At 37.2% G+C, this 12,491-nt stretch carries 11 protein-coding genes and 1 other RNA gene; 8 read left to right on the forward strand and 4 right to left on the reverse strand.

Features of this window, described 5'->3' with window-relative positions:
• Nucleotides 1-35: 35 nt before the first annotated feature.
• Nucleotides 36-1,664, reverse strand: coding sequence for an ATP-binding cassette domain-containing protein (locus tag AACZ88_RS11045; RefSeq protein WP_339709927.1), 1,629 nt, complete (start codon nucleotides 1,662-1,664; stop codon nucleotides 36-38).
• 178 nt (nucleotides 1,665-1,842) lie between these two features.
• Between AACZ88_RS11045 and AACZ88_RS11050 the strand changes: the two genes are divergently transcribed.
• Nucleotides 1,843-3,231 (forward strand): transaldolase, encoded by a 1,389-nt coding sequence (locus AACZ88_RS11050; protein ID WP_339709930.1) that lies wholly within the window; start codon nucleotides 1,843-1,845, stop codon nucleotides 3,229-3,231.
• Between the two features lie 93 nt (nucleotides 3,232-3,324).
• Here the strand turns inward: AACZ88_RS11050 and fsa are convergent, their stop codons facing one another.
• From fsa to ffs, 3 genes are all read right to left on the reverse strand, one after another.
• Nucleotides 3,325-3,978, reverse strand: coding sequence for a fructose-6-phosphate aldolase (gene fsa / locus AACZ88_RS11055; RefSeq protein WP_339709933.1), 654 nt, complete (start codon nucleotides 3,976-3,978; stop codon nucleotides 3,325-3,327).
• Between the two features lie 71 nt (nucleotides 3,979-4,049).
• Complete coding sequence (locus AACZ88_RS11060; RefSeq protein ID WP_339709935.1) at nucleotides 4,050-4,859, reverse strand: SDR family oxidoreductase; 810 nt, start codon at nucleotides 4,857-4,859, stop codon at nucleotides 4,050-4,052.
• Nucleotides 4,860-5,005: 146 nt separating this feature from the next.
• Nucleotides 5,006-5,104, reverse strand: an RNA gene (gene ffs / locus AACZ88_RS11065) — signal recognition particle sRNA small type.
• 157 nt (nucleotides 5,105-5,261) lie between these two features.
• Here ffs and AACZ88_RS11070 point away from each other — a divergent pair.
• The 7 genes from AACZ88_RS11070 (at nucleotide 5,262) to AACZ88_RS11100 (ending at nucleotide 12,348) form a co-directional block, all read left to right on the forward strand.
• Nucleotides 5,262-6,302 (forward strand): glutaminyl-peptide cyclotransferase, encoded by a 1,041-nt coding sequence (locus AACZ88_RS11070; RefSeq protein ID WP_339709938.1) that lies wholly within the window; start codon nucleotides 5,262-5,264, stop codon nucleotides 6,300-6,302.
• 1 nt (nucleotide 6,303) lies between these two features.
• Nucleotides 6,304-6,717, forward strand: a complete 414-nt coding sequence (locus AACZ88_RS11075; protein ID WP_339709940.1) for a thioesterase family protein — start codon at nucleotides 6,304-6,306, stop codon at nucleotides 6,715-6,717.
• 54 nt (nucleotides 6,718-6,771) lie between these two features.
• Nucleotides 6,772-8,295, forward strand: a complete 1,524-nt coding sequence (locus AACZ88_RS11080; protein WP_339709943.1) for a hypothetical protein — start codon at nucleotides 6,772-6,774, stop codon at nucleotides 8,293-8,295.
• Nucleotides 8,296-8,423: 128 nt separating this feature from the next.
• Nucleotides 8,424-9,179 carry a LytTR family DNA-binding domain-containing protein gene (locus tag AACZ88_RS11085; protein ID WP_339709945.1) on the forward strand — a complete coding sequence of 252 codons (756 nt, stop codon included), beginning with the start codon at nucleotides 8,424-8,426 and terminating at the stop codon, nucleotides 9,177-9,179.
• 145 nt (nucleotides 9,180-9,324) lie between these two features.
• Nucleotides 9,325-9,486: a hypothetical protein gene (locus tag AACZ88_RS11090; RefSeq protein ID WP_339709947.1), complete on the forward strand. Its 162-nt coding sequence runs from the start codon at nucleotides 9,325-9,327 to the stop codon at nucleotides 9,484-9,486.
• Nucleotides 9,487-9,563: 77 nt separating this feature from the next.
• Nucleotides 9,564-11,627, forward strand: coding sequence for a tetratricopeptide repeat protein (locus AACZ88_RS11095; RefSeq protein WP_339709949.1), 2,064 nt, complete (start codon nucleotides 9,564-9,566; stop codon nucleotides 11,625-11,627).
• Between the two features lie 52 nt (nucleotides 11,628-11,679).
• Nucleotides 11,680-12,348: a histidine kinase gene (locus AACZ88_RS11100; protein WP_339709951.1), complete on the forward strand. Its 669-nt coding sequence runs from the start codon at nucleotides 11,680-11,682 to the stop codon at nucleotides 12,346-12,348.
• Nucleotides 12,349-12,491 lie beyond the last annotated feature (143 nt).

Consider the following 12,491-nt stretch of genomic DNA (forward strand, 5'->3'; position numbering starts at 1 on the left):
TATGTAAGAATTTGGGTTATTCTTTAATCTAAAATTTACGCGTTTACGGTGTACATTTTTCCGCGTTGTTCTTTAATTGTCTTATCAGACATATATTCATCAAACGTCAAATATCTATCAATGTTGCCTTTTGGTGTCAACTCGATAATTCGATCGGCAACTGTCTGTGCAAACTCGTGATCATGGGTTGTAAACAGTACAGTTCCTTTAAAATTCTTAAGTGAATTATTAAAGGCGGTAATACTTTCTAAATCTAAATGGTTCGTCGGCTCATCCAACATGAGTACATTGGCTCTTAACATCATCATTCTACTCAACATACAACGAACTTTTTCGCCTCCGGACAACACTTTACAATTTTTCAATGCTTCTTCTCCACTAAATAGCATTTTTCCCAGAAAACCGCGCACATATACCTCTTCCCGCTCCTCCTCGGTTTTTGCCCATTGACGCAACCAATCTACGAGATTGATATCATCAGTGAAAAAATTCGAATTATCGGCTGGGAGGTATGACTGATTTGTAGTGATTCCCCATTGGTACGATCCCTTGTCCGCCTTTTTATTTCCATTAACAATCTCATAAAAGGCCGTGGTCGCTCTTGAATCTTTTGAAATTACGGCCACTTTATCACCTTTTGCGAGGTTGATATTAACATCCTGAAAAAGCAAGTCGCCATCTTCAGATGAGGTTCCTAAACCTTCAACGTTTAAAATTTGATCACCTGCTTCCCTTTCCCTTTCAAAAATTATGGCGGGATACCGCCGGCTTGAAGGTTTGATATCTTCAACCTTTAACTTTGATAGCATCTTTTTTCGAGAGGTCGCTTGTTTACTTTTCGCTACGTTTGCACTAAAGCGCATGATAAACTCTTGTAGCTCTTTTGCCTTCTCTTCCGATTTTTTATTTTGTTGCGCTCTTTGTCGGGCGGCCAATTGACTACTCTCGTACCAGAACGTATAGTTCCCGGAATACTGGTTTATTTTTCCAAAATCGATATCCGATATGTGTGTACATACGGCATCTAGAAAGTGACGGTCATGCGAGACTACGATTACGGTATTTTCATAATCGGCCAAAAAATTCTCCAACCAGTTTATAGTCTCGTAATCCAAGTCGTTGGTAGGTTCATCCATAATCAGCACATCAGGACTTCCGAATAAAGCTTGCGCCAATAAGACACGTACTTTTAGTTTAGAATCCATATCTGCCATTAGGGTATAATGGAAGTCTTCTGAAATTCCAAGATTGGACAAAAGTGCGGCGGCATCACTCTCCGCGTTCCAACCATTCATCTCTTCGAACTGAACTTGAAGCTCCCCGATTTTATCAGCATTCTCATCTGTGTAATCGGCATAGAGTTCGTCAATCTCTTTTTTTATAGAGAACAAAGGCTTATTGCCCATTACAACCGTCTCCAGTACGGTAAACTCGTCATAAGCATTGTGGTTCTGTTCTAAAATCGACATACGTTTGCCCGACTCTAAATGCACGTGCCCCGATGTAGGGTCTATTTGACCCGATAATATTTTCAAAAATGTCGACTTACCGGCACCGTTCGCACCAATGACCCCATAACAATTGCCTTGTGTAAACACAGTATTGACTTCATCAAACAAGACTCTTTTTCCAAATTGCACTGATAAATTTGAAACGGACAGCATAAATTTCTCTTTTAAATTTCGTGCAAAAATAAAGAAATATAATGGCCGAAACCAATTATATAGGAACCGTTTTATTTTTATAGGTTTAACGTAACTCCCTAACATTTAACTCGCTATTAACAGCGTTGCGAAAGGGCGTTTATTAATTTTGTTTGTTACAATAGAGAGACGTTCGTGTATGCATAGAATTTTACTTTATCTGTTCATTGTTGGGTTGGTCGGATGTAATAATGGTAAAAAAAGTTCATCCAAGGTCTATTTTGCCGGTGAGATTATAAACCCAAGTAGCGAATATGTTGTGTTGTTCAAGAATGACGCCATTATAGATTCGGCAAGAATCGACAATCGCAACCGATTTTCTTTCTCTTTTGACTCCATCACAGAAGGACTCTACCATTTCAGTCATGCACCTGAATATCAATATGTATATCTCGAAAAGGGGGACAGTTTGATGGTTCGTTTGAATACAGTCGATTTTGATGAGTCTTTAGTGTTCTCGGGAATTGGAGAAGAAATCAATAATTTTCTTTTGGATTTGTACTTATCTTATGAGACCGAGGAAAAGGCTATCTATTCTTCTTATTTCGCTTTAGAACAAAACGAGTTTAGTAAACGAATAGATTCTCTAAGAAACGAGAAACTTGATCACTTGGACGTTTTGGTATCTGAATCCAAGTTATCGGATAAGGCCAATGAAATAGCCAGGGCAACGGTAGATTACACCTACTATGCCTACAAAGAAAAATATCCCTTTAGACACAGAAAGTATACACAAAAAAAAGAGATAGAAGAACTTCCCGATACATTCTATGCCTACAGAAAAGATTTGGATTTCAACAACGAAAACCTAACCTATCTCAAACCCTACTACAACTTTATGATCAATCATTTTGGGAATCTGACCTATATGAACTGCTCCCACAAATGTGTCATTAAAAACAACGTCATAAAAAACAAGTTGCATTATAACCAGCACAAACTGGGTCTGATAGATAGCCTCGTTGAAAGCAACAAAGAACTCAAAGACAATTTATTCAGAACGGTCGCTTTTGAATATCTTCTAAAAGCACACGACAGTGAGGAGAACAACAGGGTTTTTATTGAAAAAATTCACAGCCTATCGGATAACAATAAGCACATCGGTGAAATAGATGCCCTGTACCAAAGTATATTGAGTATTCAGCCCAACAAAAAAATTCCTGATGTAATGGTTTCCGATACGCAGGGTAAAATTGTTTCCCTACAAGACATTTCAAAAAATAAGAAAGCGGTTTTTTACTTTTGGACAGGAAATGACAGGAGACATTTTGAGAACATGGTAAAGCGGGTAGATCAGCTTTCAGAGCATAAGCCAGAATATACTTTTGTGGGTATCAATATAAAAACCGATGAAACAAAATGGAAGGGATTAGTCGAAACTTCAGGACTTAACAAAGCCAATCAATATAGAACCGGAAATTTTGAAGAAGTGACCAAATCCCTTATTATTTATCCTTTGAACAAATGCATCATCACCAATGATGCGATAATTGTCGATGCATTTTCTAATATGTACGCCTCCTTTTAGCTTCAGCCTCCAGTTTCGATCAATAAAAAAACCCCAAGATAAAAACATCCTAGGGTTTTGACATGATTTCCCTTTTTCAGAGAATCAAGTTTCTTAATTACCTTTTTTGTAGTCGGCCAAGAATTTTTCCAAACCTGAATCCGTTAATGGATGCTTAAGAAGGCCTTCAATTGAAGACAAAGGTCCGGTCATAACATCGGCACCTAATTTTGCACAATCTATAACATGCATCGTGTGGCGCACGGAAGCGGCTAAAATTTGGGTTTCAAAACCGTAGTTATCGTAAATCAATCGAATTTCCGCAATTAAATTCAATCCGTCAGTAGAGATATCATCTAATCTTCCGATAAACGGAGAAACATAAGTTGCTCCTGCCTTTGCCGCCAATAAAGCTTGTCCTGGAGAAAACACCAAAGTACAATTCGTTCGAATACCTTTATCTGAAAAATATTTCAAAGCTTTTACGCCATCTTTGATCATAGGCACTTTTACCACAATTTGATCATGAAGTTCTGCTAGCTCCTCCCCTTCCTTAACTATTTCATCAAAAGTAGTGGCAATAACTTCAGCAGACACATCACCTTCGACAATATTACAGATATCTACGTAATGCTTTAAAATGTTGTTTCTTCCGGTAATGCCTTCCTTTGCCATTAAAGATGGATTCGTAGTTACCCCGTCAAGCACACCTAATTCCTGTGCTTCTTTAATTTGATCTAAATTGGCAGTATCTATAAAAAATTTCATTTCGTGTTGGGTTAAATATGATTAAATAATTTAAAAACAATATCGTGTTAAGAACATGACAGACATCAAAATTACAACTTATAATGACTTAATAATAGTTTCTCGTATACTTTATCGGGCAATATTTTTTTCAGCATTAAAGAGAAACGTTGCATAAAAGATCCGACTTTATAATGTACTTTGGGCCTATTGGTATTGATAATTGAAAACACTTTGTGCGCCACTTTTATAGGGTCTTGGCCTTCTTGCACACCTTCATCAATCTGTTTCAATGTCTGCTCATATGCGGTTTTGTAAGGTGACCCTTCTAGAACAGGGGCATGATATCTGCCCGACGCAATGTCGGTAACAAAATCTCCAGGGGCCAAATTGGTGATATGCACCCCAAAATCTTTAGTTTCCATTCGCAAGGCCTCGGTAACCAGCTCCACAGCTCCTTTTGTAGCCGAGTATATACCTCTGTAAGGCAAGCCCATGTAACCGGCAATGGAAGTAATATTTATAATAAGTCCTGATTTCTGCTCTCGCATCACGGGCAAAACAGCCTTTGCCGTATTCAGATAACCGTGAAAATTTGTATTAAAGACACCTACAATCTCTTCATGGGGAGTTTCTTCTATTGGCCCCGTAATACCGATACCTGCATTATTCACCAATACATCCAATCTGCCCTCGGTCTCTACAATATGTTCTACGGCCTTTCGAATACTATCGAAATCTCGGACATCCATTTTTAAAAGCTTAAAATATTCAAAATCTGAATATTTCTCTGGGCTTCTAGTGGTACCGTAAACCACAAAACCTTTGGATTTTAGAAATTGTCCTATCGATTTTCCTATTCCAGATGACCCACCCGATATAAGAACCACTTTTCGTTTCATAATAACTACAAATTAAAAAATAAAATCAAGTAATCAGCAGATTAACATAAGGGACTTCAGCATAATATTAGAAGAGTTGAAAAATAGGTCGTTCGTAAAAAAACTTAAACCTATTGTTCACTTGATTGCAGAATTTAAGGCACAAAAAAAGGCAAGCTACCTACATCGCACCGCTACAACCATATACCCTTGCTGTGTTCCCACCCTGGGGGATTCTACAGGAGCTGGTCGTGTAGGACTTGCCGACCACAAATATACAATCTTTTAAATCTCTGGCAATTGTTTTACATTCATAATTTTATGAATTAACTTGCCCTGGTTTAAGCGTTACTTAAAAGATAATTAATCATTTTTCAACTAAACAAAGTCCTGATTGCGGTTCAGAACATAAAACGCATAGCCATGAATACATTTAAACATCTTATTTTCGGTAGTCTTTTAATACTCTTTATGGCATGTGGCGGCAATAAAGATGCCGCATCTTTTTTCACTATTCAACTGGAAGGGAACAAAACACAATTTCAACAAAACGAAACCATAACCATTGGCCTTGGCAACAAAAAGAATAAGGTCATAAATAAGGTTGAATACGCTATTGATGGTAAAAAGCTTCCTGTAACCAATGATAAGGTTCAGCTGAACATGCCTCAGTTGGGCAACAAAATTCTAACAGCCAAAGTAGATTATGAAGAAACTTCCGTTGAGGTATCGGAGAAAATTCAAATTCTCGCCGCTACGGCTCCTGAAATATATACCTATGAGATTATCAAAGTATACCCACACGACATAAATGCATACACTCAGGGCCTTGAGTTTCATAACGACACGCTTTATGAGAGTACAGGCAAAAAAGGAAAATCATCACTTCGAAAAGTTGATTACAATACTGGTAAGGTTCTTCAACAAATCGATTTAGACAATACTTTTTTCGGGGAAGGCATAACCATTCTCAATAATAAAATCTACATGCTTACTTGGCGTAGCAAAATCGGTTTCATCTATGACTTGAAAAATCTTGAAAAGTTAGACAACTTTCAATACGGCGAAAGTAAGGAAGGGTGGGGACTTGCCAATGATGGAACAAAATTATTCAAAAGTGATGGAACTGAAAAAATATGGTTTTTAAATCCCGAGACTTTAAAAGAGGAAGGCCATATCGAAACAGTAACCAATAAGTCTATTTTCAACAGAGCCAACGAATTGGAATATGTAGATGGCAAATTGTACGCCAATGTTTATCAAAAAGAAAGCATGATGATCATTGATGCCCAAAGCGGGGCAATTGAAGGTGTGGTAAACTTCGGCGGATTAAAAAATAAGGTGACCCAACACGAAGCCCTCGATGTACTGAATGGTGTTGCCTATCACAAAGAGCGAAAGACATTTTTTGTTACAGGAAAAAATTGGGATAAACTTTTTGAGATTAAAATCTTAAAAAAATAAAATGGAAACCTACGACAAAAAGATAACTGTCATGACCGATGATCTAGACGAATTAGATCATGTCAATAACGTGCGCTATGTGCAGTGGATACAAGATATCTCTAAAGAACATTGGCAATCGGCCGCCCCCGCGGAAATGCAAAATGGTGTCATCTGGGTAGTTATGAACCACAATATTACTTATAAAAATTCAGCGAAACTTAATGATGTAATCACCATTAAGACCCATATTGCAAAAAGTAAAGGGGCAACCTCTACACGGGTTGTAGAAATGTATAATGACAAAACAAATCAGCTATTGCTCCATTCAGTTACAACATGGTGCCTGTTGAACAACAAAACGTTCAAGCCTGCGCGGATTTCAGAAACCATAAAACAAGTATTCATAAAGAAAGAGAAAATTAAAGACCAATAGCCATTAATCTTTCGTTATATCTATGAACTAATTCAAACACCATTCTTAAAGCACATGCGCTTCTGCAGTTCTTTTATTATTACCATACTCCTTATAGGCCTTTGGAGTTCCTGTAGAAAAGACTTTGAATATACCATAAGCACTGGAAATTTGGAGTTTTCGAAAGATACCGTGTTTCTAGATACCATATTCACCAATATCGGAAGCAGTACCTATTCCCTAAAAGTATATAATAAAACAAAGAAGGATATTTTAATCCCGTCGATCGGCCTAGGGAAAAACCAAAATAGTGCCTACCGTTTAAATGTCGATGGTATTGCCGGCAAAAACTTCGAGAACATACCCATACTGGCCAACGACAGCATATTCATTTTCATTGAAACTACTTTTGACCTTTCGAATATCGCCGAAAAAGAATTTCTACATACCGATGTCATACAATTCAGCTCTAAGAACACTACCCAGCAAGTACCTTTGATTACCTTGGTCAAAGATGCCACATTTCTATATACGACCACTTCGAGCAATAAAATTAAAGAAACCATAACCTTTGATTCGGACACCGATATTAACGAGATTCATCTTGAAGGTTTTTTGCTATCAGACGATCAATTGCATTTTACCAATGAAAAGCCCTATGTGATATACGGATATGCAACAGTGCCACCTCAAAAAGAAGTGCTTATTGATCCAGGCACCCGCATATATTTTCATAAAGACTCCGGTATTTTGGTTCAGAAAAACGCTTCCATACATATCAATGGGAAATTAAGTTTAGATGACAAAATTCTCGAAAACGATGTTATTTTCGAAGGTGACCGACTAGAACTTGAACTGAATAATGTTCCCGGACAATGGGGAGGAGTATACCTTTTAAGCGGAAGTACAGCCAATACTATAAATTATCTTACAATTAAAAATTCGGTCATCGGTCTTTTTGCAGAAGGAGATAATCTATTGCAAACACCTACGTTAACATTAAAGAACACCCAGATTTACAATAGCTCAAGCATCAATCTTTGGACCAAATCTGCAGCTATAATCGCAGAAAATGTGGTTTTAGGCGGATCGGGCAGTACTTCTTTGTATTGTAATTTAGGAGGGGTATATACCTTTACCCACTGTACTATTGCAAACTATTGGAAAAATGGTTTTAGAAGTAGCCCTGCACTTGAAATTGATAATTATGTGGGGAACGCCAGCGACGACCTAATCAATGCCGATTTCACTAATTGTATTATCGACGGCAATAACACCAATGAGATTCTATTAAATAAAGAGAACAGTAAGGCATTCAATATCTCCTTTACCAATTGCTTGATTTCTTTCAACAATAATACGCCCGCTTCAGACCCCATTTATGACTTTAACAATACCCTTATATATAAGGATGTCTTTTTGAACCTTGATGCCGACTTTTCAGATGCCACAGACAACAACTTTAATATTGGATTAAATTCTCAGGCAAAGGGAGTAGCAAATGATGATGGTGCGCTAGATGTACCCGTGGATATTCGCGGAAAGGACAGAACAAACACACCCGATATTGGTGCTTACCAATCACTTACTTCGAATTAAATTGTAGTAAAATTCTTATTTGTGAAAGTATTTTCTTTCAAAAACTGCTGATTTCCAGTCAATTGACAACAAAAACCTCGTTTTTTATAAGGTTTTCCTAATATCTACTATCATAAACTATCCCTAATTTGCGTTTAATATCAATGCACAAAATGGAATACACCTATACCATTATTGATTCTGACGCAACTTCCAATCTGCAATTACAGCATTATTTGGAAGAATATGGCGATTTTACCTGCGCTTCGATTGCAAGGAACAGTGATGAAGGTTTAAATTCTATTCTCAAATTCTCGCCCGATATCGTTTTTGTCAATCTTAACGATAAAGCAAGTGAATACTTTCAAATGGCTATGGAGCTTAATGCATATATAACGAATCTTCCGCTTATAATTGGAGTTTCTAAAACAAAACGATATGCATATGAAGCAATTAAAAATAGCTTTTTTGACTATTGGCTATTGCCGTTTAGTGAGTTCGATATCAGAAAATCACTTTTACGACTTAAAAAAAATATGCCGAAAGAGTCAAAACCTCAGACACTCTGTTTAAAATCGTATAGTGACTTTCAATATTTGAGCACCGAAGATATTCTCTATTTACAGGCAGATAACAATGCGACTGAATTCTTTATGAAAGATGGCTCAATCATAAATGCTTTCAAAACACTAAAAACCTTCGAACAACAACTTCCAAAAAACTTCGTTCGTATTCACCAGAGTTACATTCTTAATACCGATTACGTATCAAGAATTAATTATGGTCGGTCGGTATGTACTTTGAAATTCAGAAAAGTCAAGTTGCCCTTCTCTAAATCATATCGAGAAAATATAGATACACTTAAACGAATACTATCAAAAAACTCTATTTCCGCACTAAATTAAACCAATACTCACAGAAACCTACCTTTCACTATCAGACTCCTTACATTTACTACTGTTTGCCAAAATGCTTCGCCAACAACGCGATGTTGTATTAGTTTAGCAGTGTAATAAAAAATTAACCACTAACATAATAAAAACAAAAATTATGAAAAAAGTAGTAAGCATTTTCGCAGTATTGGTAATGAGTTTCGGATTATTTTCTTGTGAAGAAGATTCCAATGCAGAAGACACACAGGCATTATATGAGACATTAGATGTTAAAGCTGGAGGAGATGAAGAGCACACCCCAATAGACGGAAGGGACTAAAACATTACTTTTATAAAATCAGTAAAGCCTTAAAGTAAATTTTTAAGGCTTTTTTTATACCTTGTAACTACTGATTTATGGGAATAAAAATAGCCAAAGTGCATAAATATCAGCTTCTTAAACTTTTTCCGCTTATTGTTTTTATAGGTTGCACTGGAGGCACCCCACAATCAAATACAGAAAATGGTGCCACATATAGCGACAGTATTTTTTCCCAAATCAAAAAAGGTCGAGATTTATCCTTGACGCCGGAGCTTAGGCACGAATATCTTGAAAAGGCCTATATTCAAGCAAATCAATCAGAAAACGATTCGCTCAAGGTCAAATATTTTTCCAGACTTTCAATAGCTTATCTACGCTTGGAAGATTCCCTGCTTTTTAGAAAGGCGAACAGCGAAACTATCAACCTGGCACTAAAAACAAAAGATTCGGTAGTGTCGGCAGAAGCGCATTGGGATCTTGCCGAGTTTTATCAAAAGAACGCTGTACTTGACAGTGCCTATTTTCATTTTGAAGAATCATACCAGCTGTATAGGGCCCTAAACGATAAGTACCATGAGGGAAGAATGCTCTACAATATGGCCGTTGTTCAAAAAGACATTAAGGATTATACAGGCAGTGAAAGCACAACGATAAATGCAATTGAAATTCTAAAACCGCTTAAAAAATACAAAGAACTCTATAGCTGTTACAACAATCTTGCTGTCGTTTCAAACAATTTGTCTGAATACGATCGGGCCATCGAATACCACCAAACGGCACTTGACTATCTGAATAAATTTGATAATAAAAGCATACTGCAGTATATAACACTCAATAATATTGGTGTAGTATACAAAGACAAAGGAGAATACGAAAAGGCCATTCCTTATTTTCAAGAAGTGTTGGCAACCGATGATCTTCACGAAGCAAACCCTCAGCTTTATGCCAGATCTCTTAATAATTTAGCCTATAACCGATTAATGTCGGGCGACACCCTCGGCGTTGAGCAAGAATTAATAAAGGCTTTTCATGTTCGTGACAGTATTGGTGATATTACAGGTATTGGCGGAAGCCATTATAGCTTGGCCGAACTTTATTTAAGTAGGCAAGATACTACGCGGGCCTTGGCAAGCGCAGTAAAAGCCAAGTATTTTGCAGAGCAGAGCAGCAACAATGACCGGCTTTTGGAAACTTTAGAACTTTTATCACGATTAGACCCCAAAAGTTCTATGATGTACACCAAACAATACATCGATTTAAATGACCGTATCTTGCGAGAAGAGCGCCAAGCTCGCAATAAGTTTGCCCGTATACGTTTTGAAACAGACGAATTTATTGCAGAAAATGAAATGCTTACCAAAGAAAATCAAATCTGGACAGGTATTGCCGTAGGATTATTGCTTTTAGGAGGGGCAATTTATATTATTGTCGACCAACGGGCTAAAAATCAGAAGCTAAGGTTTCAACAGCAACAACAGGCAAGCAACCAGGAAATTTTCAGTCTCATGCTTTCCCAAAATCAAAAAGTGGAGGAAGGCAAACAAACGGAACAGAAGCGTATTTCGGAAGAACTGCATGACGGTGTTTTAGGTAAAATGTTGGGAGCCCGAATGGTATTGACCGGTTTAAACAAGAAAGTGGATGCCCAAGCCATTAGCGAAAGGGCGCTAGCCATATTAGCGTTGAAAGAGGTCGAGGGCGAAGTACGCGCCATATCACATGAATTAAGCCATTCGGCCTATCAAAAAATTCCTAATTTTATTAGTTCCATAAAAGAATTGTTGAAAAATGTGGGAGATGCATCAGGAATTAAAATGGACTTCAAATACAACGACAACACCGATTGGGATGCATTAAGCGGCGAAATAAAAATAAATTCTTACAGAATGGTGCAAGAAATTCTTCAAAACTCCGTTAAACACGCTAATTGCAAAAACGTTTTTCTTAATTTTGTAGTCGACGAAAGTAATCTCGACATCACAATTATTGATGATGGTCAAGGGTTTCAAGCAAGCAAAGGAAAAAAAGGTATCGGAATGCGAAATATTGCTTCGCGCATCGATAAAGTAAATGGTACTTGGAATATTTCAAGTGAATTGAACAAAGGAACAACCATTACTTTGAAAATACCAACTGCATTTCATTCAATGACAGAATGAATTCGGAACGAAAAGATTTACTTAGGTTAATAACAAACCGCAAAAGTAACTGATGGAGATAATTAGAATTTTGACAGTGGACGATCATGCCATGACCGCTTTAGGTTACAAATATATATTGACCGATTTTGATTTTGATGGAAAAGAAATCAGAGTCGATATGGCCAATAGTTTTGAAGCCGGCTGGAACAAGATCGAAATGTCGGCGCGCTCATTAAAATATGATATCATTCTGCTCGATATGCAATTGTTTCCCGACCACTCCAAAGAAACAAGAAGCGGGGAAGATTTGGGCATTTTTGCAAGAAAAGTGGTGCCTGAATCAAAAATTGTTTTTATGTCTTCCTATAGCGATAGCTATCGCATCAACAGTGTCTTCAAATCGGTAAACCCCGATGGCTATATGGTAAAGTCGGAAATAGATGAAATGTCTTTGAAAGCTATGGTCAGAACGGTAACCACAAGACCTCCCTATTATACGGCAAGTGCTCTTGAAGCAGTAAGAAGAAGGTTGGCCAACGATGCGATTGTAGACGAACAAGACAAAAAAATACTGTACCACTTATCGATAGGCACAAGAACTAAAGATATTGCGCCCATACTTTCTGTTGCAAACACAACCGTAGAAGCCCGTAAACGTCAATTGAAATCACTTTTTGGTATAGAACACGGTAACGATATTGCTTTAATCGAAGAAGCGAGAAAAAGAGGGTTCATATAAATCTTACAATCTGATAAATACTTCTCTTACTAATATCAATTTATACGAAATTTTTGGAAATAATTGAAGACAAACCTCGGTTTTTATAAGGTTTTCCTATGCCTATAATTTGTGCCTAAAACTTAATTTTACAACTAAGCACA

The organism is uncultured Kriegella sp., from assembly GCF_963975415.1.
In the GTDB taxonomy this organism is placed as follows: Bacteria; Bacteroidota; Bacteroidia; order Flavobacteriales; family Flavobacteriaceae; genus Kriegella.

Bases quoted from the DNA above. Each gene is read 5' to 3' on its own strand.
- AACZ88_RS11070 (WP_339709938.1), top strand. From the start codon at position 5,262: ATGAATACATTTAAACATCTTATTTTCGGTAGTCTTTTAATACTCTTT.
- AACZ88_RS11080 (WP_339709943.1), top strand. From the start codon at position 6,772: ATGCGCTTCTGCAGTTCTTTTATTATTACCATACTCCTTATAGGCCTT.
- AACZ88_RS11090 (WP_339709947.1), top strand. From the start codon at position 9,325: ATGAAAAAAGTAGTAAGCATTTTCGCAGTATTGGTAATGAGTTTCGGA.
- AACZ88_RS11045 (WP_339709927.1), bottom strand. From the start codon at position 1,664: ATGCTGTCCGTTTCAAATTTATCAGTGCAATTTGGAAAAAGAGTCTTG.
- fsa (WP_339709933.1), bottom strand. From the start codon at position 3,978: ATGAAATTTTTTATAGATACTGCCAATTTAGATCAAATTAAAGAAGCA.
- AACZ88_RS11060 (WP_339709935.1), bottom strand. From the start codon at position 4,859: ATGAAACGAAAAGTGGTTCTTATATCGGGTGGGTCATCTGGAATAGGA.
- AACZ88_RS11050 (WP_339709930.1), top strand. From the start codon at position 1,843: ATGCATAGAATTTTACTTTATCTGTTCATTGTTGGGTTGGTCGGATGT.
- AACZ88_RS11075 (WP_339709940.1), top strand. From the start codon at position 6,304: ATGGAAACCTACGACAAAAAGATAACTGTCATGACCGATGATCTAGAC.
- AACZ88_RS11095 (WP_339709949.1), top strand. From the start codon at position 9,564: ATGGGAATAAAAATAGCCAAAGTGCATAAATATCAGCTTCTTAAACTT.
- AACZ88_RS11100 (WP_339709951.1), top strand. From the start codon at position 11,680: ATGGAGATAATTAGAATTTTGACAGTGGACGATCATGCCATGACCGCT.